Here is a 23,495-nt window from a genome sequence, read left to right as displayed (position 1 = left end):
TTTAATGATACCGCCACGGTCAGCAGCGGCCAGTCGGTCAATATCAATGTACTTGCGAATGACTCATTTGAAGGCAGTAGCGTTGCAGTCAGCAGTGTGACGCAAGGAGCCAACGGCAGCGTCAGCATCAACCCAGACGGCACCGTGAAATACACAGCGAATGCCGGCTTCAGTGGTAGCGATAGCTTCACCTATACCGCGATCGGCAGTACCGGGGTCGCTGAAACCGCCACCGTAACAGTGACCGTAACGACACCGCCATTTACACTTCTCAATAACTTGCAACCACGAGTATCTGAAGAAGGTTTAACCAATGCTAATTCAAACTTTGTATCAAACCCGGATACCACAGGCTCATCGGATACAACTAATTTGGCCACAACAGCATGGACGACCGTATTTAATACCAATGCGAGTACGGGATATAGCTATGCCTTGACTGCGCCAGTAACTCCACTCACCAGTAACGGTGTGGCAATCACATGGGTAGGTGTAGGTACTGCGACTCTGGTTGGTCAGGCTGCTGGTATTGATGTAGTACGAATACAGGTGAATGCTTCAGGTCAATATCAAGTGACTTTACTTGATCAGGTTGATCATGCAACAGCAAATCTTGAAGATGTGCTTTCATTTGGTGTGGGGCTGACTGTAACGGACCTGAATAATGTCAAACAAAGTACCACGATCAATGTCGCTATTGAAGATGATAGTCCAATTTGGGATAGCACACAAAACAGTGGTAATCCAACAGCCAATATTACAGTTACTACCGATATTGGAGTATCTCCAGTAAAAGGTGACTTGAACATTCATATTGGTGCAGACAATGGTAGTCAGGCAAAAGTTGTATTTACAGCACCAGCGGGTGATATTCAGTCAACTTATATTGATCCTGACGGTGGTGCAACCAAAACAACCTATCCAACCTATAAAGGTATGCGCTTACATTATGAAGCGCAGCCCGATGGTTCATTGATTGCCAAAGCAAGCGATGGAACAGCTGTCTTCACGATTCGAGGTGATTTAAGTACGGATACGTACAGCATTGAAATGCATGTTAAGTTGGATCCAACAACTTATACGGCAACTAACTTTGCAGGCAGTCTGAAAGGCGGGAATACGCCAGGTACATATTTATATGGTGACAATGGTCAGATTTTTGAAATTAACCTGAGTAGTACAGAGAATGGCACAGCAAGTACTGTAAATACCAACCAGGGTTTCTTTGGCGTTTCGAATAACTGGATTGATGGCGGCGAAGTTCTTAACCTGGATTTCGGGACCAAGATGACCGGCATGGTATTAAAAGTAAATGGTTTAACAGGTTCAGAACAGATGAGCTACATTGCCAGAGATGAATTTGGCAATATCGTGGGCACAGGAATTATTAGTGTTGGTGGTCCTGGCTGGACAACGATTGATGGTCAAAATGGAACATTCACTCTACCTGTATCAACATTTACCGGCGGAAGTTTTCAAAACTTGACCTTTTCGGGAGTCAGTGCTTCTGATAGTGCACGTATCGGTCTCACTAGCATTAGTGGTGAAGGTGCAGTCAATCAGACTATTACCAATATTAGTGTTGGTGCAGTGGATAGCGATGGTGATGCACTTACAACGACGAAACCGATTTCAATTACCTTACATAGTATTGATGAAGATTTTAGAGGAACAACAGGTAATGATTACTTTGATGGGGGAACAGGAGATGATCGACTCTTTGGTGACCTAGGCAATGACACATTGTTTGGCAATGTTGGCAGTGACCAGTTATATGCTGGTGCAGGTAACGATATTCTGATTGGTGGTGCAGGTAGCGATATTCTAAATGGCAGTACTGGCGCAGATACCTTTGTTTGGGGCAAACAGGCGACAGGCCTGAGTACTCTTGTTGCCAATGGTCTTACTGATGCCGATGCTTCAACAGATATCATCAAAGACTTTAGTAAAGCCGAAGGTGACAAAATCGATGCCAAAGCTTTATTGAATGCACTGGGCTGGGATAACACGATGGTGACATTAGGTAACTATGTCAGTGTCTCAGGGAATACTATTGATATTCATAACACGACCAATACTAATCATGTGAGTATAGTTGTTGAAAATCAAACATTTAGTGATCTAAATGATATGATTACCAAAACCAATTTCCAAACCACCTAAAACCCTATGCTGGAAGATAGCTCGTCTATCTTCCATGCGAAGCTGTGCATATTTTTTAGAAAATTAATCATGTTGTGATCTGAAAAGTCAACAAATACATAGGTAATGAATAACGAACATTGCCTAAATTGAATACCAAAATCTAAGGGGAATCCTTGTGAAACATACGGCTTTAACGGCTTCTATTTTAGCGATTGCATCGGTTATTTCATTGAATGCAAATGCAACAGATATTCGTTCGGTAACGAAACAAGCAATTGAAAATAACCCGGAAATACAGGTGCAATGGCGTTCATTTCAGGAATCAATGGAAAATAAAAATCAGGCAAAAGCAGGATATTTACCTTCTATCGATTTAAATGCTGCCTATGGTAAAGGTGAGCGTGATTTTGATGATCGTAACTGGTTTAATCAGGGACAGGCAGAGATTTCCTTGACTCAAGTTTTATTTGATGGTTTCCGCATTAAAAATAAAGTCGAGCAAAGTGATTATGCTGCATTGAAAAAGTACTATGAACTCAATGCAGGCGTAGAACAAAAAGCACTGGAAACAGCACAAGCTTACATGGATGTACAGCGTTATCGTGAGTTGGTTGGATTGGCGCAAACCAACTATAACAATCATTTTCGTGTATATAGTCAAATTAAACAACGTGCCGATCAAGGTGTAGGTAATCGTGCCGATTTAGCACAAATTACCGGTCGTTTGTCCTTAGCACAAACCAATATGATGACTGAACAAGCCAACTTAAATGATGTTACGACAGGATATATTCGTTTAGTTGGTCAATCACCTGATGTTTACTTACAACCTGTGCAGTTGAATGCTGTGATTCCAGCTAGCCGAGACGCAGCTGTTGCAGGGGCTTATGAAAATAGCAATAGCTTACGAGCAGCACTGAGTGAAATCGAGTATGCACGTGCCAATGCTGAAGAATACAAATCCAATATGTTCCCGAAACTATCGTTTGTGGCACGTACTGGGCTTTATGAAAATCGTAACAGTTTTGACGACCAGTTAGATCCACGTGATTACGGTCAAGACAGTGCTGTTGAGCTGCGTTTGACTTATAATTTATTTAATGGGGGGGCTGACCGTTCAGCAACTCGTGCTGCTAATCAACGTATGTTATTGGCTGATGATTTAAAAAATAAAGCTTGCGTTGATCTTCGCCAAACGACTGCCATTGCTTGGGATAATGTCGATAATTTAAATCGTCAAATGGAATGGTTACAACGTCATCGTGATGAATCTGCTGCAGTAGTAAAAGCATATAATGATCAATTCGACATTGGCCGTCGTAGCTTACTGGATGTATTAGATTCTGAAAATGAAGCTTTCCAGGCCAATCGTAGTTATACGAATGCACAATACAACCTCAAAATTGCACAATTACAAACATTAAGCAGTACGGGGCAATTATTACCTGCTTTGGGTATCCAGCGTGACAACATGCCAACACCATCTGATGTGAGCAATAAACGTAGCATTAACAATGCCAATGTATGTGGCGCTGCCGTGCAAGCCTCTGCGGAATAATGTTGAATTAGTAATAAATGATATGGAGTTGTGTGATATCACCAACTCTATTTTTTGAATGGTGTTTTTGTGGCGACAAATTCTGTATTTGATCCTTTGGCAAGCTGTCTGATTCGCATTGCAAGGGAAAATGAAATTCATATTACACAGGAAGGCATATTATCAGGTCTTCCGCAAAAGTTAGGACGCCTGACTCCATTACATTTTGCCAGAGCTGCCGAACGTATTGGACTGAGCAGTAATATGGTGCAACAGCCCATACAACAGATTAATATACATATTTTACCTGCAATCTTGTTATTAAAAGATAATAAAGTTTGTATTCTTTATGAACTGGATCTACAAGCCCAACAGGCTATGGTCTATTTTCCAGAGTTAGGAGACACTGTTAGTCAGGTTTCATTAGAGGTATTGCAGGCAGATTATCTGGGGACAGTCATTTATGTCCAGCAACGCCAATTTATTGTTGATAATAAAGTTAAATTAGAAAAAAGTGATCAACACTGGTTTTGGGGCGTAATCCGAGATAACAGAAAAATTTATAAAGATATTTTACTCGCTGCTCTTGTTGTAAACCTCTTTGCTTTGATCATGCCGTTATTCATAATGAATATATATGATCGAGTTGTTCCTAATCATGCGATAGAAACTTTATGGGTACTTAGCCTCGGCATTTTTGTAGTTTTAACTGCTGATTTTGCCTTAAAGTTGATCCGTAGCTATTTTCTGGATTTGGCTTCAAGCCGTTCCGACCAAAAACTTTCTGCCTATATTATGGAAAAAGTTTTAGGTCGTAGAATGGAAAACGAAGCCCCTGTCGGGGTCACCGCTGCGAATATTCAGTCTTTCGAGTCAATTCGTAGTTTTTGCAGTTCATTAACACTCATCAGTTTAATTGATTTCCCCTTTTTCTTTTTATTCCTGATAGTCATTGGCATGATTGCTTGGCAATTCATTGTGCCCATACTGATCGGTTCATTCATTATTTTACTCTATGGTTTATCAGTACATTTACAGTTAAAGCAATTGTCTGAAGCCATGACCGAAGCATCACAACAGCGTAACTCCTTCTTGATCGAAAGCTTAACAGCCTCTGAAACGATTAAAAGCTTTAATGCCAGTAGTCGCACTCAAACTGTTTGGGAGAAAGCTTCAGCATTTGTGATCCATTATTCTTCCCGATTACGTTTTTTAGGCGGGACCGTTGCTAGTTTTGCTGGATGGATACAGCAAACGATCGGTGTGGTCATTATTATTATGGGGGTTTATCTGATTATTGATGGACAACTTTCACAAGGTGCATTGATTGCCTGTTATATGTTGGCGGTTCGTGCTACAGCACCGATTGCTCAAGCGGCAGGATTGTTGACTCAATATTATCAAGCCTCCAGTGCCTTAAAAAGTTTAAACCAAATGGTTGCAGCAGAACAGGAAAGAGAACAGCTCAAAGGTTGGGTCAGTCATCCTCATATTAGTGGCGATATTGAACTGAAAAATGTCAGCTTACGTTATGCTGAAGATGCACACTTGGCTTTGGATAATGTTTCTTTTCATATTAAAGCAGGCGAAAAAGTTGCAATCTTAGGACAGATTGGTTCCGGGAAAAGTTCAATTCAAAAATTATTATTGGCATTGTACAAACCAACTGAAGGAACAGTCTCAATTGATGGTACCCATATCTCCCAGATAGATCCTGCTGAACTGCGTAGCAATATTGGCTATATCCCACAAGATATTCATTTATTGAATGGTACAGTGTTATCCAATATTACTTTGGGCAATCCACATATTCAACGTGATGCTTTGGAACAAAGTCTTATCGTATCGGGATTGGTACGCGTTTTAAAAGCACATAAAGATGGTTTATCCATGCAGGTTGGTGAGGCCGGTTCACATTTATCGGGCGGACAACGTCAAGCGGTCGCAGTAGCAAGAGCGATTGCTCAACAAGCCAATATTTTACTGTTTGATGAGCCAACTAGCGCCATGGATGCAGCACTTGAAAATCAAGTTATTCATAACTTAAAGCAATATATGAGTGCACAACAAACGCTTATTTTAGTTACGCATAAACCGTCTTTATTACATTTGGTTGATCGGATTATCGTGATGGAAGATGGTAAGGTGATCGCTGATGGCCCAAAAGATACTGTACTGACAACAATAATGCCTAAGCAACGCAAAGAAGGAGCTGAAGCATGAGTAAACATGACAAAATTCAGCGCGAGAAATTATTTGACAGTGTTGGGAGAGGCATTGAACACTCTGAAAAACTTTGGATGAAGGTATTAGGACGTTTAGGGCTATTTAAGAATAAACCTTATCAAGATCTTGATGATTGGCAAAGCCAGATTCAAGAAGTGACCCAGTCACAAACTCCAGTTCGAGCAAGAGGCATTTTGTACTTGATTGTACTGATCTTCTTTGTATTGTTGATCTGGTCTGCATTTGCGACAATCGATGAAATTACCAAAGGTGAAGGGAAAGTCATCCCATCACAACAAATGCAGGTGATTCAATCTGTTGATGGTGGTGTTGTTGAAAAAGTTTATGTTCAGGAGGGAGAGCACGTTAAAAAAGGAGATTTATTAGTTCGGATTGATCCTACTCGCTTTGTCTCCAATTTAAATGAAGTCAATGCCAAGATTTTTGCGTTACAAACTAAAGTGAAGCGTTTAACTGCACAGGTCAGTGGCGCAACATATGCTTCAAGTGCTGTGCCAGAAGGTGTTTCACCAAGTGAAGCAGCGCAAATATTGACACAGGAAAGTCAATATTATAGTGAGAGCTTGAGAGAGTTGAGCCAACGTACCATGACCAATCAAGGTGCGGTTTCTACCCGACAAGGTGAGTCGCAACGGGCACAGGCTGCATTGGCACAAGCTGAACGTGCTTATCAGATGGCTGTGAAAGAGTTAAATACAACTCGTCCATTAATTAAGACGGGTGCAGTTTCCGAGATGGATCTTTTACGTTTGGAACGGGATGTTTCGAATGCGGATGGTGAGCGTAAACAGGCCGCTGCAAATCTAAGAGCTTCTCAATCTTCTATTGGGGAGGCACAATCCCGTACATCAGAAGCCGCAGTGAGTTTGAAAAATCAGTGGCGAAATGAATTGGCAGAAGCACAAGCACAATTGGTAAGCTTGAAACAAAGTATTTCAGGTGTAGCTGATCGTGTTAAAACGACGGATATTCGTTCACCTGCAAATGGTATTGTACAAAAGATTTTCTTTAATACGATTGGTGGTGTAGTCAAACCGAGTGATCAGGTCGCTGAAATTGTACCTGTTGATGGTCAGTTAATTGTAGAAGCAAAAGTATCACCAAAAGATATTGCATTTATTCGACCTGGGTTACCTGCGGTAATTAAGTTTAATGCTTATGACTTTTCTATTTATGGTGGTATGGAAGCTAAGGTAAAACATATTAGCCCTGATACTTTTACTGATGAAAAGGGCAATACATATTACATTGTACGTGCAGTAACAGATCGTCCTACTTTTGGTCGAAATCTATCTGTAATCCCTGGTATGACCGTGCAACTGGATATTATGACAGGCAAGAAAAGCATCCTTTCCTACCTTCTTAAACCAATCTTAAAAGCAAAAAGTAATGCTTTAACAGAGCGTTAATTTTCCCTGTGATTCGCTTATTTATTCAGGGATATGGTAAGCGAATCATTTATCTTTCGAGTAATCTTCCTATAAAACGGAGAGGCTTTTTATAAATCTCTAGTTAGTTTTACTGAGTATAAATATTTTGTCTGTTAGCTTAATATTTTATCTAAGCTAATCAAAGTCGCGGAACATTGATTGAATATGATTCATGTAACATAAAAAGCAGAGAATTTGCCGCTACATTGCTCTATAAATTGTCTCCCCTAAACCCAGTCTGGCCAATTTTTTCTTGAAAACCCATATGTTAAAAATACAGGGATTTTTTCTATTCTTCTTTATATCGGACTCAGATTAAAGATGTGTTATAAAGCATTTTACCTAATGTACAATCACCAAATTACTGAATAAAATGGTGTTCAATGGGTAAAATACAAACAAATGATGAAGTAACCTTTTTGTAGTAAAAAATTAAATCTAAAATAATTTTATATTATAAAACAATATATTAATTTTTTGATTTGAATGTCACCGCTTCCGCCAAATATCTAAATAAGCCCTTGTTATTACAAGGGCTTATTTTTTATCTATGGTTTTACGCCACGATAGATCTCCCATCAAATTTTGGATGTAAAATAGGATAATTTAGCAAATAAGTATAAAAATATGAATCATCCTAAACTTACGGCTTCGGAAAGATGTTTTAAATAGATAAAAAAAGAGCTTATGAATGAATCTTTAAATGAAAAAAAGGTTGGTAATAGCCCAAATTGAATTGGGCAACCTCAATCAAATATTGGTAACTATCACGGGAAAATCCATTCTCCTGCCAGACCACAAATCGTACATCGCAATTTGGTGGTGAATATTCCTCATCGTTTAAATGAAAACTTCCAAACGATTGGCTCACCGATCAAGCTATCTGATACTCCTGTTGAATACCATCACGCACCGCCAGAGTTAGGTGAACATACTGCTCAAATCTTATCGAGCTTTAAAATAGCAGAAGAATTGGTTGCACTAAAAGAGAAGGGCATTATTGATGGAAAAATTGCTTAAGCTATTGCCGTTTTTCATGTGATTTAATTTAAATAAAAACTGTGATTTGCAATAAATCACAGTTTTTTTATTAAAAAATAAGCGTTTTAATATTTAAAAATAAGCGGCAGCTCTGGTCTGAAATCATGAATCATTCCTTGAGGCTCATGATCAAAACTAATTTCCATTAAATGCTCTAATCCATCGGTCACTTCAAAATCATCAAGCGTATTGAACAGTAATGAAGTAGGGTGCTGCTCTAGGTTTGGAATAAAAACCTTAATCGCGGTGATTTCTGATAAATCTTTGTTATGGACAAGTGGTTGTTGTTTTTCTTTTGCGGCAAGGTCTGGTCGTGAAGCAAATGAAAGGAAGAACCACATCGGTTCAGATACCACAGAATCTTTGGCAACATTTACTTCTAAGTTGGCTGGTAAATAGCTTGGCTTGTAAACCCAATGAGGAAATTTTGCGCCATTATCATCTTTATTCTTAGGACGAAAACAAATTCCAAAAGGGGACGCGATATTGTCTTTAGCGCTTAGACGCTCAAACAGCAGGGTGGGTTTTGTGAGATCACTTGAGGCTTCATCTGGGTTATTTAAAAAGATTAATTCGATAAAGCTATTTTTAAAGAAAAAGCGTCTGTTTTCTGTTCCTTGACCCGCATGCTTATTGGATGAACCTTCTGTGAGACCAAATTTTTTTAAAGTTTCAGCTTCAGGAGCTTCTGGTTTTACACAAATAAAAATATGGTCCACTTCCATTTTAAGTTCTCATGTTTTGTTGATGAATATTAAATAATTGATTAATAGAATTTTTCATGTTTATCGCAAGTGTTTCATCGAAACCATCGACTAAAAAGCGGCTAATGAGGCCTTCAATCACCGTATAGATCAGCTCAGATAAAGCTTCACCATTCGGTACCTTGCAGTTTTGTGCAATCAGTACTTTAATCCATTGTTTATGGGCTTTAGAAATAGAAATAATGTCTTGGTCATCTTGATTAGATTCAGCGACTGCTCTTACAAATAAACAGCCCTTAAAAAAATCTTGCCTAAACCAATTGGTGTGCCAATCCAGAATTTTATTGATGGCTTCTAACCCCGTTGCATCTCCCACATAGCCCAAAAGGCTTTGCTTAAACCGTTCATCCCGTGCAACGAGTACAGACTTAACCAGTTGATTTTTATTTTTATAATAGGTGTACATGGTGGTTTTAGAGCAGCCAGATTCATCGCGAATCAGGTCGACGCCAACCCCGACAAAACTATTTTCATTAAATAACTTCTCGGCTGTATCTAATATTTTTAAGGCAGATTTTGACATGTGTCTTTTCCAAAAAATAAAATAGTACAGATCTGTACTATTTGGAATTTTATCTATATGCTTTTTAAAAAGCAAATTTTTATTTGAGGAAAAAACCATGTTCTCGATCTTTTATGGCAAAGAAAAACTGGCTCCATCGCCCACTAAAATTGATGTTTTAAGAAGCCTTGTTGGGGGTACGGTCAGTATTTTTATACTTCTGTGGTTGAGTAAGCTCACACACAATATCTTTATCATGGCACCGTTTGGTGCAACCTGTGTATTGCTCTATACCGTGTCTCAGTCACCTTTGGCACAGCCGAGAAATATAATATTTGGGCATCTTATCTCGGCTTTTGTGGGTTTGTTTTTTCTAAAATTTGTTGGTGTTTCGATTTTTACAATTGCTTTATCAGTGGGCTGCGCCATTGCACTCATGCAGATTTTTAAATGCGTTCATCCACCTGCTGGGGCCAATCCTTTGGTTATTTTGCTTACTGCGAGCAGCATACATTATGAGTGGAGTTTTCTAATTTTTCCTGTTTTGGTTGGTGCAGTGTCTTTAGTTTTGGTAGCGATGCTGATTAATAATATTAAGGCGAGTAGCAAGTGGCCGATGTATGGTTTGGGAATTTTAAATAGTAAAAAGTAGGGAAGGTATGAAGTATTTTGAGCTTAAAATAATGAAAGTATTCACTACGCCAAGATAGTGAATACTTTTGAATGAAATTATGACTTTTTAGAAATACGTTCTTCGATGGCAAATTTGAGTAAAGAAGCGCTGCGGTAAAAACCGTGTGCGAACTTTCCAAATGGTATGGTAATAAAGAAGGTCATGACCGTAGCTAAATGGAAAATCAGTAAAAGTGCCATGTAAGGTGTATTGCGAAATGCCATAAGAGCTAAGCCTGAAGCACTGACTAAAATTAAAAGGAAAATAAAGCCTCGATCTACAGGTTTTTGCTCGCGGTCACCATGTAATGGATGGCGTTTAAGATTTAAATAGAGTAAGCTAGATGGCCCAATTACTAAGCCAAACCCACCCAACGTACCCAAAATAACAGGCAAGCTAAAGATAGGGTAAGGCGCATGTAGGTTAAGGAAGTAGTGATATAAAGTCGCTACACCTGTGGCTGCAAAGCAAAGCATAAAGCCATAAAAAGTAAGGTGATGGAACACACGGCGGATTTGTGTGTAACGGTCATCTTGCTCATTACAACCTTTACCATGCCCACCGTCTAAATATTTAAGTGTTAAAACATTTTGAGAGGCTTGAATAAGGTCTGGTTTCTCAACTTTGCCGTGAATAACTTTAGATGTTTGTCGCCAGAATTTACTAATCCCAATGCCGAGCAAAACAATCGCAACTGTAAAAGTCGCTCCAAAAAGTAGAGCCAAGAAGTTATGCGGAAAAATCGCATAGAAATTACCCTGATAGCCTGCAAACAAGTCGGTGCCTTTGTACCACACCACAGCTAACATGCATAAAAAGAAAATGAGTGATAACGCAGAAACAAAAGGAATCCCGACAGACTTATAAAGTCGGCCTAAAGGCTGAGGGGTCGCAAACTCTTGGTAAGTTTCCAAACGTACTTGCGCCATCGCTTTTGGAATATTGACACCAAACTCATGTGGCGGGGCATATTGGCAAGCGTGTAAACATGCACCACAGTTATGGCACAGATTTGCGAGGTAATGAATATCGGCTTGATTAAACTCAAGACGCTTGGTCATGGCCGTAAATACAGCACAAAATGACTCACAGTAACGACAAGCATTACAAATCTGTAGCGCTCTTTGAACTTCCTGCTCATGGTCAGAGAGCTGAACAACTGGAATTAGGGCTTTAGTACTAGCATTCATGTTCAACTCCTTGTGAAAGTGCATAGTGGGCTGCATTTTTTCCGGCAATGCGTCCAAAGGTCGTGCCAATCGACATACCAACGCCTGCGGTATAACCCTGACCGAGTACGTTACCTGCCATCATTTCTCCTGCGACAAACAGGTTGCGGCTGGCTTTATTGTTAAAACGTACAGCAGCATCGTCTTCGACTTTTAAGCCTAAATAGGTAAAGGTAATGCCGGGTTTAAGCGCATAGGCATAGAAGGGTGGTTGATCGAGAGGAACTGCCCAGTGGGTTTTGTTGGGAACAATATTTTGGGTGGTGCAGTCATCTAAAACGGTATGGTTAAAGGTGCCTTGTACGCAGGCTTGATTAAATTCTTCTACAGTGTGACATAAGGTTTTTGCATCTAGCCCGATTTTTTCGGCTAACTCTTGAATGCTATTTGCTTTTACACCTGCAAACACAGGTGGCATAAAGCGACCAATCGCTTTTGAGTCGATAATGGAATAGGCAATTTGCTGTGGCTGTTTTGCAACAAGTCTCCCCCAAATTGCATAACGTTTTGGCCAGAAGTCTTCACCTTCATCGTAAAAACGTTCGGCTTTGTTATTGACCACAATACCTAATGAAACGCAGTCAATACGGGTGCAGATGCCGCCGTCATATAAGGGGGCTCGTGCATCTACAGCGACGCAATGCGATTGTGATGGATCACCAATAATATCGGCGCCTTGATCTATCATAAATTTAAGCAAGTTGCCCTGATTAAAGCGGGTTCCGCGAATAATGAAATTATCGGCAGGCCATTCGCCGTTTTCATTTTGTCCCCATGCGTCTCTTAACCATTCCAGATTTGACTCAAAACCACCTGCGGCCAATACACAGCTTTTTGCTTTAAACACACGACCATCTTCCGCAATTGCAGCTTCAAAATGTCCTTGGTTTAACTTGAGGTCTTTAATTTTTGTGTTGTATAAAATCTGAATGCCAAGTTCTTGGGCACTTCGGTAATATGCATTCATGAGGGCTTTACCACCACCCATAAAAAAGGCATTGGTACGTGCAACATGCAAAGCACCCGATAGTGGTGGCTGAAAATTCACACCATGTTTACGCATCCAGTCACGACAGGTCGCCGTGCTACGAATAACGAGACGAGCTAAGTGTTCATTGGTTTTTCCGGCAGTGACTTTTAATAGGTCTTGCCAATATTCTTCTTCGGGGTAGGCATCGACCAATACATCTTGAGGGGCATCATGCATGCAGCGAAGGTTACGAGTGTGTTGTGAGTTACCACCACGCCATTCTTTAGGTGCTGCTTCTATTACAAGCACAGAAGCACCTCTTTCTTTTGCCGTGAGCGCCGCACAGAGTGCGGCATTTCCACCACCAATTACAATCACATCATGCATGGATTTCTCCCTTTCTCAGCTAAGGCTAATGTAGCTTTAAAAGGGAAAGTGAAGTGAGAGGCTAAGCTTGAATGGGTATTTAGTAAAAATAAACACTAAAGTCTTAAGTGTTTATGAGTTTCGCACCGGGCCAACGCTTTTCATTAATCAGGTTGGTGACACAAGCACGAATCACCACTTTGGTGGCTAAAGTTGCAGGTGAGAGTTCTTCTTCGGAGAGACTAATCAAATAGTTAATACGCTCAATGGCGGGTTCTACAACGCGGAGCAAACATAAGTCTTGCCGTGAGTTTAACGATGCGCCCGCAGGTTGGATGGTTGCCATTTCGAGTTGGCTAATACTTTCCATTAACAAGTGTAGTCCATCAATTTCATAGGCCACTTTAAGCTGATGAATTTTCTGTTCGAGCAACAAGCGCAGTCCATGTCGCTGGCTCGGTAAAATTAGCGGAAGTTCTTTAAGCTGTGGATGAGTAATGGTTTGAGTGTCGATACAACTTTCAAGGTGGTACTGACTCAGCACTTCTTTTGGCGAGATTAAAAACATCTGTTCTTTGACTAAAGGCTGTATGGCCCACTGTGGGTCGACATCGTCACTAAAGATGATGGCAACATCGAGCTGCCTTGCATTAACTAAGGCCTTGAGATCGCCAGATAAGCCTTCAATTAAACGGACTTTAATGTCGGGATAACGGTTTCTCATGAGTTTTAAAAAGTGCGTGCCAATAACCGATGCGACACTTGGCGAAAAACCGACGGTGACATGACCACTTAAACGTGAAGAGTGTGCAGAGTCTACGGCATGGTCTAAGTGCCTAAGCGCCAGTTGAACCTGTTGAAAAAAAGCTAAACCTGCAGGGGTGGGAACTGTACCCAAAGCAGTGCGTTGTAAAAGGCGAATGGAAAGCTCGCTTTCTAATTTTGAGATTTGCTGACTTAATGCAGACGTTCCAATATCGAGATTTTTTGCAGCTTTACCCAAGCTTCCTGACTCGATCACCGCAATAAAATACTTTAATTGTTTGAGTTCCACGGCAAATACTACATTGACCTTTTTTGGTTATTCTACACTGGTTTATCTCTATAGATTTTGTTCTATTACTCTGAGTAAACCACCAACAGAGTAAAGGCAACATCACCTCAAGACGTTGCCTTTTAGAGCTTTTATTGCTTAACCTGCTCAAGACCCTGTTCTTCAATAATTTGTGTTGCTTGTGGTGACTTCACAAATTTGATGAGTTCTTTTGCGACTTTTTCATGTTCAGAGTTTTTACCAATGCCTGCTGCAAACACAGTGACTTTTTGATAAGGCGCAGGAATTGGACCGACTAAATCAACTTGACCATATTGGCCAGCAAAAGGTTTAATTTCACTAATTTGCTGGAAACCAATATCAAACTGACCTTCGGCAATACGTTTTGCAACGCGGTCACCTACCACTTTTTCTGCTTTACCAGAAATCACTTTGTACTCGACAGGTGGGAAGCTTGGAAAAACATCTTTTTCAAGATGCGTACCGCTTGCACTTGCGGAATAGCCGATGTGCTTGGCATTTAATAAAACCTTTTCGAATTTTGCAGCAGAACTAATGTCTGGTTTTGGCGCACCTTTTGGAACAGCCATACCAATGCTTGAATTCACCAAAGCACTTTGCGAATTTGGGTTTACATAACCCTTTTCTATGAGCTTGTTCAGTTCAGGAGCCGCTAACACCACCACATCAAAATGTTCACCACGATCGAGTCGATTTGGAATCGCCGTTGGCGACGCACCCATTGATGAACCAGACGAAAGGTGAACCGTGTGACCAGTTTGTTTTTCAAATATGGGAATGAGTTTTTCCATAGATGAATAGAAACCGCCTGAGCTAATCACTTCAAGTGTATCTGCATTAGCAAAAGTTGAGCCTAAGCCTGCACCAGCTAGGCAAATGGTCATGAAGATAGGGGACTTTTTCATAGTATCTCACTTTAATGACAGCAGAGCACAGTACGGCTGCAACATGCGCCGTACTGTTCATTAAAATTTCAGGTGAAGTTGTTGTTTTAAGCGCTAACCTTTGTAGCTTCAGCAATTGGGTCAGCATTCTTCTGCTTAGAACCGCGACATAAATATAGGCTTGAGATGAGGCTACATACCGCTGCTAACATCAGCCAGAATGCAGGTGTGCTTGCATTGCCTGTGTGTTCAACTAGATATGTACATGCAATTGGGGTCATACCACCAAAAATAGCGGCTGCAAGACTAAAAGCTAAAGAGAAGCCAACTGTACGTACGCGTTTTGGCATTACTTCAGCAAGTGTTGCGACCATAGTGCCGTTGTACAGACCAAAGAAGAATGAGAAGTAAGCAAGCGTAATAATCAGATTGGTAAAACTAATGTCGCTCACCAACCAGCTTAAAACCGGATATGTTGTAAAGATGGCAAGGGTTGTAATGCCGACTAAAACTGGGCGACGACCAATTTTGTCTGAAAGTAAGCCACCCATTGGTAACCAGAAGAAATTCGATAAACCCACAAACACAGTCGCTAAAAGGCTGTCTGTTACTGACATTTCTAAAGTACGTTTTGCATACACCGTGGTGTAAACCGTAATGAAATAGAACGTGGTTGTGGTCATAGCACTCATCATCATGCCCGCAAGTACGATGCGCCAGTTGCTTGCAAGCGTGCTGAAAATTTCTTTGGTCGATGGATGAGTTTTTTGCGCTTTAAAGTCTTCAGTTTCTTCTAACGTACGACGGAACAAGAAGATTAAAGGAATAATCAAACAACCAATTAAGAATGGAATACGCCAGCCCCATTCACCCACTTGAGCATGAGTTAAAATGGTGTTGAGCCAGTAGCCAAGTAATGCTGCAAACACAACCGCAATTTGTTGGCTGCCAGATTGCCAGCTTGTGATAAATCCACGGTTTTTATCCGTTGCAATTTCAGCTAGATAAATTGATACACCGCCAGATTCAACACCCGCCGAGAAGCCTTGTAATAGACGTCCAATCACCACCAAAATTGGCGCAATAATACCGATGGTTTCATAACCCGGTACAAAGGTAATTAAGATGGTTCCGATTGCCATAAGGCTTAAAGTCACAATAAGACCTTTACGTCGACCAACTCTGTCGACATAAGCGCCCAAGAAAATAGCGCCGAGAGGACGCATAAGAAAGCCCGCAGCAAATACGGTAAATGTCATCATTAAAGAGACATATTCATTTTCAGAGTGGAAAAATTTTGCTGCGATATAAGTGGCATAGAAACCAAAAAGAAAAAAATCGTACTGTTCTAAAAAGTTGCCACTCGTTACATTTAATATTTTTTTAAAAGTTGCCTTACGGTTATTCACGACATCCATTGGAGACCTCCTTGGCCTGACAAAATGGAAACATTCACGATCTTCAATAAAGGGCTTTAAATCGACGCATTCAATAAACCTAAATGGCAAATGGGTTAGAGATGAGATTTAAAGGTGTTCCTCGTAGAAAATGTGATGCCTTGTTTCCAGTTCAAACTACACATCTATAATTCGATAAACAGAAATCCACTTATCATTCGAAAGAAAATGTAATCTCAAACAGCAGGAGGGAGTGAGAGGGCAAAATTAATTAGGTCTTTAATAAAATTAATGACTCTTTATAAAATAATTTCAGAACACGGCCAAATTTGATTTTGAATTAACTCTTTCACACACGCTTTAATTGCCGATTTTGCAGCGAGTGCAGCAGGTGACAATTCTTCTTCGGCAAGGCTCACCAAGTAATTGATTCGCTCAACTTCAGGATCAATCAACTTAAGTAGTTGAAGCTTATGTTTATATTCTTGCAGACAGGCACTTCCAGGGCGAATGCTTGCAAGGTCAAGGTGAATCAGGCTGTCCATGAGTAAGTGTAGACCATCAATTTCATAGACGACATTAAGCTGTCCAATCTTGTGTTCAAGCAATTTTCTTAAGCTATGACGCTGCCGCGGTAGTACTAAAGGAATATCACCGATTTGTTGAGACTGGATAATCCCACTTTTGATACAGTCGGCAAGACCGTATTTTTCAAGCACTTCTTTGCGTGCCATTAGATACATTTGTTCGCGTACCAAAGGCTGTATTGACCACTGTTTATCAATTTCATTGGTAAAAATAATGGCAATATCAAGCTGACGCGAATTAATCGACTGAATCAGGTTGCCCGACAGGGTTTCCACAATTTCTAGACGAATGTCTGGGTAGCGCTCAGACATTAGTTTCATTAAAGGGATGCCAATTAAAGCGGTAATGGTCGGTGGAAAACCAAGGCTGACATGACCAGAAAGCCGTGCTGAATGCGCCGCATCTATTGCGAAGTTAACTTGACGCAAAATAAGTTGAGAGTGTTTTAAAAAGGCCAGACCTGCGGGTGTAGGCGTGACGCCAAAGGCATTACGCTGTAATAAGCGAATGCTTAGCTCTTGTTCTAGCTTACTAATTTGCTGACTAATGGCCGAAGCGCCAACATCGAGTTTTTGGGCAGCTTTACCAATACTGCCTGCTTCAACTACCGTCAAAAAATATTTTATTTGTTTGATTTCCATGAAAATATATTCTTTTGCGTTTAGGTGTCCGATACTTCAATAAAGCAAGTTAATGAATAAAGTGGATGTTATCAGTGTTGCCAGAAAAATGTTTAAATTAAGTAGAAATTTTTCGATACGATAAATATTTTATAACTCACTTAATATGATATTTTTCCAATAATAATGATGAATTTCAATCATACCAATGCTTACATTGAATTTATATACAAAATCCTCATTTGTTAAGCTAAAGCTCAGCACTAATCAATACTGGCATGGGTATTCAACATAAAGAACAAAAAATCAATTGGCACTCTTTCACCATCATTAAATGGCTCTCGTATCTTTACTCAAAAAAGTTCAAATTAAGGGCATAGAGCAAAGATATTTAATGCTTCTTAAGGTCTGAAGGGGAGGACCCATCTCTTCAGACCTTGTTTTATCTGATCAATATTAAGTTCGATGATTCAAAAGTATGAATTTATCAACTCATATTTTTTTTAAATCTGAGCATGATTTTATAGCATATTCATTCATCATTATTGATTTGATCTCGTTTATTCAATGATAGCCATTAATGTTTTTATCAGGCAGATGAATTGCATATCGATATTGTGCATATAGTTTGTAAGAGGATTGGATATTTTATTCACTTAAATGCAATTCAAGATCGTTATTTTGTAATTTTACATTTCAATGGTCACTTAAATTGCTGTATTTTTAGATAAAATAAAAAAAGTCTTTGAAAAATATAATTAATATTTATTCGTGGAATGGTTCCTATCGAATTATGTAAATTGGTTCTATGCTTTCTTAAAAAAAGCATGACAATAAAAAACCAAATAAAAATCATGGAATTGATTAAATGCAAAATTTGAAAAATAAGCTAGTATGCGGTTTATGGGTGGTAATGGCAATTTCGAGTGTACACGCGGAAACTGTCGAACAATCAAATATCTTAAAAGGTTTTTCAACCAGTGGTACGGTTTCTTTTTTAACTGATTACTATTCGCGTGGTTATTCACAAACGGAAGGTGATCCTGCTATACAAGGTACTTTACGTATAGATCATGACTCTGGTTTATATGCGCAACTTTTTGCTTCGAACAGTGAGCTTGATATTGGGAGTAGTATAGAGCTGGATTATTATTTAGGATATGACTATTTAGTTAATGATCACCTTCAGCTCAATATTCAATATGCAGATATTAATTATCCAGGTTCGTATAAATCTTTAACCGATACGGACTATGAGGAATATTCTATTGCTGTAACAGGTATGAGTTTATTAACTGAAGATGATGCATTAAATTTTACCTTTTATTATTCCCCAGAGTATTTTTTCAATACTGGGGAAATGCTGCGTTATGAAGCCAGTTATAATTATCCGGTCGCTAAAAATTGGAATACTTATGCCCAAGTTGGATATAACAAATTTTCAAGTCACGAGGCTTATGATGTTTTATGGGCAACAGACCAAGAAGACTCATATTATGATTATAAATTAGGCGGAAATTATAACTATAATGATTTTATTTTTGATTTGTATTATGTCGACTCAAATATCAACAAAGAATTAAATTATGCAGATGATGCTGTGATTTTTAGTATTACCAAGGAATTCTAAAAATTTTTCATCTTTTAAATGGGGCTGATTCAGAACATCATGACAACAAAGGGTTATTCTGAGAACTGGAATAATTCTTTGTAGTTATCGAAATTAATTTGGCGAATACTTGCTTTTATAAGAACATTTCTAAACTTATGCTAATGGGGTTTATACGGTTGTTATGTGTAATTGGCACTGTTGTGCAAAGATTCAAAAGGTAAATTTATCTCGATCTACTCAAATTTAAGTGACCACTCGGGGAGATGGTCTGCCTCATCAGTTCACTATTTGAAGCAGCTCTTTTCTTGCTTGCGGGAGAGTTTTTATCTCTCTCCAAGCTTCACATTTTCCCTTAGCAGAATAGAAATTAAATGAGATTGATAAAGTTTCTCGGTTGATCTGAGTTTGATTCTCAGTAAACGAATTGCTGGAACGATAGATTTTGCTGTGGTGTATTCATCTGAGAATTATATTGCTGAATAAGGATTTACGAACAGCTTTGTGCAACAAATCCATTAATGGGCGATCAAGTCGCGACGCTGAGACATCATGGTAAGATTAATTATTATGTATAATCCTGTATATACAAATAAGTGTATGCTAGGTTAAGATAAATCAGATGCTGGATTGAATTGTAGCCATCGGAGGGTTAACCCAGCATTAACAGACGAAGGTTGATTGCTGATGGGATGGAAAGAACACATTGTCACTGCTGTTTAAGCGCTAACCAAAGTGTATAACGGTTTGAAAATTCAAAAGAAAGAATCTTATTTATTCATTGTCGCTGTGCATGGTCAAACCACTAGCTTATTACAAAGGCATGACTGTTTTGCCTAGGCAATTGTTATGATTTAAAAGAGAACTTTACGCCATGATCGAGTTACTTACGGTAAATCACTATAAAAAAATGCCTTGGAAAAATGGAGCAGGTTATACCTTAGAACTGGCGCGTAGTGCAGGTGAGAATTTAACCGAGTTTGATTGGCGCATTTCCATGGCAGATGTCACGACTTCGGGAACCTTTTCTCAGTTTAATGGTATGCAACGCTTTTTGACGGTGTTGGATGGTACTGGCATTCACCTGAATATTGATGGAGTAGCGCTCACTTTAAAGACATTACAGTCGGTACAATTTGCTGGTGATAGTTTAGTCAGTTGTAATCTACTGGCAGAGGCGATCCGTGACTTTAACTTAATCTATTCACCGCAGCGTTATACTGCCCGTTATCAATGGATGGAAACTTCATCAGCACTTGAGTTTTTCTCCTCAGCAGATGTGGTGTTTATCTTTAATCAAAGTATTTCAGCACTCGAATTGTTTGTAGATGGCCAACACTTTAAGCTTGAGCGACACCAGAGCATCTACATGCATTCCAATCAAAATGTGAAACATCTTGTTTTTCCTGCATCTACTGTACGGCAATGCTGCTGGATTGAATTAAGCAAAATTTAACAGAATAAACTACATATTCAGGCAAGATCTCGACGTACTTAGTGTTACCAGACTTGAGCAAACCGTGGAGTAAAAAAGTCCATTTGAACTGCCAAGCGTTGCACAAGAATAGATAAAGGCTAGAAGTTCATCATTAAACTACCGATTTCAATTTGCGTATAACTGGTTCAGAATAGATGAAAACCAATCGTTGAGTTTTGATCTTAGGAACAGTGTATGAGCGTGATTTTACCCGTTGCCCAACGCGGAGAAGACATCTTAAAATTAAAAGCTGCGCCTGTTGCCGAAGCAGAGTTTAATAGTGAATGGCTGATGCAATTGGCTTCAGCCATGCATGCAACCATGCTAGAGCGTAATGGTGTCGGGATTGCTGCACCGCAATTGTATATTTCTAAACAGGTGATTATTGTTGCGTCGCGTCCGAATCCACGTTATCCCGATGCATCGGAGATGCAGCCTGTAGTCATGGTCAATCCACAAATTTTAGAGTTTTCTGAAGTGACTTGTTTGGGCGAAGAAGGTTGTTTAAGTGTGCCAAATCAACGTGCGCAGGTTGAGCGTGCACAAGTCATTAGAGTGCTTTATCACACATTAGAAGGTGATGTTATGGAAACAACTTTTGAAGGATTTCCAGCACGCATTGTGCAACATGAAGTGGATCACCTCAATGGTATTTTGTTTGTCGACCGATTAACGGCCTAAGCGATATTGGGTCATCCTCCTATTCATCTGTATATTTAAATTGCTGCGGTGTTTGCCCTAAATGTCGTTTAAACATGGCACTAAATGCGCTTGGATTGCTGTATCCCAGTGCTCTAGAAATTTGTGCAACAGATTCGCCGCTGGCAATTTTACTTAAGGCTTGTGCAATATGCATTCGTTGCAGCCATGCCCGATACGACATCCCAGTTTCCTTTTGGAACATCCGCATCAGGGTTCTGGCACTGGTACCAATTTCATCTGACCATGTGCTTAAGTCCTTATGGTGTTGAGGTTCGTGTAATAGCGTTTGGCATATACTTAATAGGCGTTTGTCTTGGGGCCAAGGAATCTGAATGGGTAAAGAATTGGCTTTCTGAATTTCATCAAAAATCAGAATTTGTATTGCACGAGAAAGCTCTGCCGAACTGAGTAATTCAGACACAGGAATATGTTCAATCACATTTAAACGAATCAATAATTCATGCAATAACTTGCTGACCCGAATAATAAAACACTGTTGACCCAATACTGATGCTGCTTGAGCTTCGACCAGTGCAGTATTCATTTTGACCCGACTTAAAGAAATTACACTATGTTCAATATGTGCAGGAATCCATAACGCACACATGGGAGGAATCAACCAAACATGATTGGGTGTAAAGACTTGAATAATTCCGGTCGAGGCGTACAAAAATTGCGCTCGTGAATGGCTATGTGCAGGAGTAATTTCTCGATAAGTATGCTCAGATGAACGTCCAATCACCAGTTCGGACATTTCCGTTTCAATCAGTGAATTAGACATTTTCATGAAATTTGTCACTTATACAGGGATTGTTGGAAGATAACGCCACGAATGACATTTTACAATATTAGTTGAAATATCAATGATTGGAGTTTTTCAGCTATGACGTCTTCAATGCAGACGAAGGAAAGCATGGATGAAGCTGTGGCAAATCTTCAGCCACAAGGAATGATTGTAAAAATTGTGGGTGCTGTAGCTCTGGCACATTTATTGAATGACCTGATTCAAGCCGTTCTTCCTGCAATTTATCCGATGCTGAAAACCAATTTCTCGCTGAGCTTTGCTCAAGTTGGACTGATTTCATTGGTCTATCAAATCACGGCATCGCTCCTGCAACCTTGGATTGGATTATATACCGACAAGCATCCAAAACCTTATTTGCTGCCAATGGGCATGTTGGTGACTTTTAGTGGTATTTTGCTGTTGGCATTTTCACCGAATTTTACAGTATTGCTTATCGCATCTGCATTGATTGGGGTGGGGTCATCGACCTTTCATCCCGAAGCTTCCCGCGTGGCGCGTATGGCATCGGGTGGACGCTTTGGCACAGCACAATCGACCTTTCAGGTGGGAGGTAATACCGGTACAGCTATTGGACCTTTATTGGCGGCACTGATTATTGTGCCTTTTGGACAGCATGCTGTGGCATTGCTGATTGTGTTTGCATTACTTGCCATTTGGGTATTGTTTGGTGTGAGTCGTTGGAGTATCGGCTACAGTAAAAAACAATTGGCAGCCAAGACACAACAAGTGCAAAGCAAACTGCATGGACGTCAACTGACCATTGCACTTTCGACCATCTGCGTGTTGATGTTCGCCAAATTTACTTATATTGCCAGTATCAGTAATTACTTTACTTTTTACTTGATGCATAAATTCCATATCAGCCTGCAATCGGCACAGTTACATTTGTTTGCATTCTTGGCTGCGGTGGCATTGGGAACCTTTGTAGGTGGGCCAATTGGCGACAAAATTGGACGTAAAGCGGTGATTTGGGTGTCCTTTGTCGGCATGGCACCCTTCGCTTTAATGATGCCTTTTGCCAATCTGTTCTGGACCACGGTATTGTCAGTTATGACAGGTTTAGTGCTGTCTTCTGCCTTTGCTGCCATGGTGGTCTACGCACAAGAAGCTGTGCCTGGTCGAGTGGGCATGATTGCAGGCTTAATGTTTGGTTTAATGTTTGGAGTGAGTGGGATTGCCGCAGCAGGATTGGGCTATTTGGCAGATTTAAAGGGTATTGAATGGGTATTTGGCGTGTGTTCGTTATTGCCATTACTGGGTTTTGCCACCGCATTTTTACCGAAGACCCAAGCAAATTAAACTGAAAACCGCAGAACTTTATACTCAGACGCGCTATCTTAGAAGATGAACAAGATGGCGCGTTTGTTTTTGGCATGGTTGTTGTGTCCAAAACCAATGCAACGATGGATGAACCGTTTTGATTCTGGAGGATGA

At 39.9% G+C, this 23,495-nt stretch carries 18 protein-coding genes and 1 pseudogene; 10 read left to right on the top strand and 9 right to left on the bottom strand.

What is annotated here, in order from left to right; translation table 11 throughout:
• From E0H94_RS18935 to E0H94_RS14585, 5 genes and pseudogenes are all read left to right on the top strand, one after another.
• On the top strand, positions 1–2,163 hold a 2,163-nt coding region (locus E0H94_RS18935), incomplete at its 5' end, for an Ig-like domain-containing protein (protein WP_131327173.1).
• A 157-nt stretch (positions 2,164–2,320) separates the two neighbouring features.
• The gene (locus E0H94_RS14600) at positions 2,321–3,703 is read left to right on the top strand and encodes a TolC family outer membrane protein (RefSeq protein ID WP_131327172.1); all 1,383 of its coding nucleotides are present in this window, start codon (positions 2,321–2,323) and stop codon (positions 3,701–3,703) included.
• A gap of 69 nt (positions 3,704–3,772) precedes the next feature.
• On the top strand, positions 3,773–5,905 hold the full coding sequence (locus E0H94_RS14595) for a type I secretion system permease/ATPase (RefSeq protein WP_131327171.1): 2,133 nt from the start codon (positions 3,773–3,775) through the stop codon (positions 5,903–5,905).
• Positions 5,902–7,338, top strand: coding sequence for an HlyD family type I secretion periplasmic adaptor subunit (locus tag E0H94_RS14590; RefSeq protein ID WP_131327170.1), 1,437 nt, complete (start codon positions 5,902–5,904; stop codon positions 7,336–7,338). The genes E0H94_RS14595 and E0H94_RS14590 overlap by 4 nt, the downstream gene beginning before the upstream one ends.
• 810 nt (positions 7,339–8,148) lie before the next feature.
• Positions 8,149–8,379, top strand: a pseudogene (locus tag E0H94_RS14585) (CoA transferase); the annotation flags it as partial.
• A gap of 86 nt (positions 8,380–8,465) precedes the next feature.
• Here the strand turns inward: E0H94_RS14585 and E0H94_RS14580 are convergent.
• Together E0H94_RS14580 and E0H94_RS14575 are read right to left on the bottom strand one after the other, a co-directional pair.
• The gene (locus E0H94_RS14580) at positions 8,466–9,125 is read right to left on the bottom strand and encodes a VOC family protein (RefSeq protein WP_131327169.1); all 660 of its coding nucleotides are present in this window, start codon (positions 9,123–9,125) and stop codon (positions 8,466–8,468) included.
• A gap of 1 nt (position 9,126) precedes the next feature.
• A complete protein-coding gene (locus tag E0H94_RS14575; RefSeq protein ID WP_131327168.1) occupies positions 9,127–9,687 on the bottom strand; it encodes a TetR/AcrR family transcriptional regulator in 561 nt (186 codons plus the stop codon).
• 97 nt (positions 9,688–9,784) lie between these two features.
• Between E0H94_RS14575 and E0H94_RS14570 the strand changes: the two genes are divergently transcribed.
• Complete coding sequence (locus E0H94_RS14570) at positions 9,785–10,318, top strand: HPP family protein (RefSeq protein ID WP_131327167.1); 534 nt, start codon at positions 9,785–9,787, stop codon at positions 10,316–10,318.
• Between the two features lie 77 nt (positions 10,319–10,395).
• On the opposite strand, the gene tcuB is transcribed toward E0H94_RS14570, so the two are convergent.
• The 6 genes from tcuB to E0H94_RS14535 form a co-directional block, all read right to left on the bottom strand.
• The gene (gene tcuB, locus E0H94_RS14565) at positions 10,396–11,529 is read right to left on the bottom strand and encodes a tricarballylate utilization 4Fe-4S protein TcuB (RefSeq protein WP_131327166.1); all 1,134 of its coding nucleotides are present in this window, start codon (positions 11,527–11,529) and stop codon (positions 10,396–10,398) included.
• Positions 11,519–12,925, bottom strand: coding sequence for an FAD-dependent tricarballylate dehydrogenase TcuA (tcuA, locus tag E0H94_RS14560; RefSeq protein ID WP_131327165.1), 1,407 nt, complete (start codon positions 12,923–12,925; stop codon positions 11,519–11,521). The genes tcuB and tcuA overlap by 11 nt, the downstream gene beginning before the upstream one ends.
• Before the next feature lie 103 nt (positions 12,926–13,028).
• Positions 13,029–13,958, bottom strand: a complete 930-nt coding sequence (locus E0H94_RS14555) for a LysR family transcriptional regulator (RefSeq protein ID WP_009390620.1) — start codon at positions 13,956–13,958, stop codon at positions 13,029–13,031.
• A 131-nt stretch (positions 13,959–14,089) separates the two neighbouring features.
• Complete coding sequence (locus E0H94_RS14550; protein ID WP_205679303.1) at positions 14,090–14,884, bottom strand: substrate-binding domain-containing protein; 795 nt, start codon at positions 14,882–14,884, stop codon at positions 14,090–14,092.
• Positions 14,885–14,970: 86 nt separating this feature from the next.
• Positions 14,971–16,281, bottom strand: coding sequence for an MFS transporter (locus E0H94_RS14545; protein ID WP_131327164.1), 1,311 nt, complete (start codon positions 16,279–16,281; stop codon positions 14,971–14,973).
• 278 nt (positions 16,282–16,559) lie between these two features.
• A complete protein-coding gene (locus E0H94_RS14535; RefSeq protein ID WP_131322246.1) occupies positions 16,560–17,489 on the bottom strand; it encodes a LysR family transcriptional regulator in 930 nt (309 codons plus the stop codon).
• 847 nt (positions 17,490–18,336) lie between these two features.
• On the opposite strand from E0H94_RS14535, the gene E0H94_RS14530 reads away from it, so the two are divergent.
• The 3 genes from E0H94_RS14530 to def all read left to right on the top strand — a co-directional run bounded on the left by E0H94_RS14530 (position 18,337) and on the right by def (position 21,235).
• Positions 18,337–19,098, top strand: coding sequence for a TorF family putative porin (locus E0H94_RS14530; protein ID WP_131327163.1), 762 nt, complete (start codon positions 18,337–18,339; stop codon positions 19,096–19,098).
• A gap of 853 nt (positions 19,099–19,951) precedes the next feature.
• Positions 19,952–20,533 (top strand): HutD family protein, encoded by a 582-nt coding sequence (locus E0H94_RS14525; RefSeq protein ID WP_131327162.1) that lies wholly within the window; start codon positions 19,952–19,954, stop codon positions 20,531–20,533.
• A 216-nt stretch (positions 20,534–20,749) separates the two neighbouring features.
• Positions 20,750–21,235, top strand: coding sequence for a peptide deformylase (gene def, locus E0H94_RS14520; RefSeq protein ID WP_131327161.1), 486 nt, complete (start codon positions 20,750–20,752; stop codon positions 21,233–21,235).
• A 19-nt stretch (positions 21,236–21,254) separates the two neighbouring features.
• Here the strand turns inward: def and E0H94_RS14515 are convergent, their stop codons facing one another.
• Positions 21,255–22,037, bottom strand: a complete 783-nt coding sequence (locus tag E0H94_RS14515) for an AraC family transcriptional regulator (protein WP_131327175.1) — start codon at positions 22,035–22,037, stop codon at positions 21,255–21,257.
• A gap of 102 nt (positions 22,038–22,139) precedes the next feature.
• Between E0H94_RS14515 and E0H94_RS14510 the strand changes: the two genes are divergently transcribed.
• A complete protein-coding gene (locus E0H94_RS14510; protein ID WP_131327160.1) occupies positions 22,140–23,360 on the top strand; it encodes an MFS transporter in 1,221 nt (406 codons plus the stop codon).
• The last annotated feature ends 135 nt before the right edge of the window (positions 23,361–23,495 follow it).

This window comes from Acinetobacter sp. ANC 4173 (genome assembly GCF_004331255.1).
Taxonomy (GTDB): Bacteria; Pseudomonadota; Gammaproteobacteria; order Pseudomonadales; family Moraxellaceae; genus Acinetobacter.
The sequence above is the reverse complement of the archived record's forward strand: the minus strand, read 5'-3'. Positions and strand labels throughout refer to the sequence as shown.